This window comes from Alcanivorax profundi, from assembly GCF_003597125.1.
GTDB lineage: Bacteria > Pseudomonadota > Gammaproteobacteria > Pseudomonadales > Alcanivoracaceae > Alcanivorax > Alcanivorax profundi.
Window position 1 is genome coordinate 1 of the sequence record NZ_QYYA01000035.1, and the last position, 940, is coordinate 940.

The window sequence follows — 940 nt, forward strand, 5'->3', positions numbered from 1 at the left end:
CTGTTTAATTAAATAGGAGACTGGGATTCCTTATACATTATATATATAGGGATGGCTCAAGCAAAATGGTTCAACTCCACAATCTCCACTCTAAGGTTGAGTAAGACAAGTGAATTCTTCACTCTTCGTTCTTCACTCTTCACTTAAAAAGATCTTTGACATATTGACACAAGCAAAACTGTAAGTAATGAACTTTAGTTCAGACTAAAGTAAATCAAATCGCAAGATGAGATTTCACTTTGTTAGAATACAGCTGAAAGTATGAGCTCCTTATTCGTTATTCGGAAACGAGTAACAAGAATACAGTCGTAAAGAAAGTAAAGAAGGGCGCATGGCGGATGCCTTGGCTCTCGGAGGCGATGAAGGACGTGATAAGCTGCGATAAGCTTCGGGTAGGTGCAAATAACCCTTGATCCGGAGATTTCCGAATGGGACAACCTAGCCGTCTGAAGGACGGTTACTCTTACCAGTGTAAGAGAGCTAACGCAGGGAACTGAAACATCTTAGTACCTGCAGGAAAAGAAAATAACAATGATTCCCCCAGTAGTGGCGAGCGAACGGGGAACAGCCCAAACCATCCATGTTACGGCATGGGTGGGGTTGTAGGACTACGCCGTTGCATGAAGACATCAGAGAAGAACTTTCTGGAAAGAAAGACCATAGAGCATGACAGTTGCGTATTCGAACGTTGTCGAAGCATAGTAGTATCCTGAGTAGCGCGGAGCACGAGGAATTCTGCGTGAATCTGCCGGGACCATCCGGTAAGGCTAAATACTCCCGAGAGACCGATAGCGAACCAGTACCGTGAGGGAAAGGTGAAAAGCACTTCGAACAGAAGAGTGAAATAGTTCCTGAAACCATGTGCCTACAAGCGGTCGGAGCACCTTTTGGTGTGACGGCGTGCCTTTTGCATAATGAACCTACGAGTTACTTTTTCCGG

1 rRNA gene is annotated in these 940 nt (G+C 44.8%); it reads left to right on the forward strand.

Annotated elements, in window-relative coordinates:
• Positions 1-311: 311 nt before the first annotated feature.
• Positions 312-940 (forward strand): 23S ribosomal RNA (locus D4A39_RS18960); the annotation flags it as partial.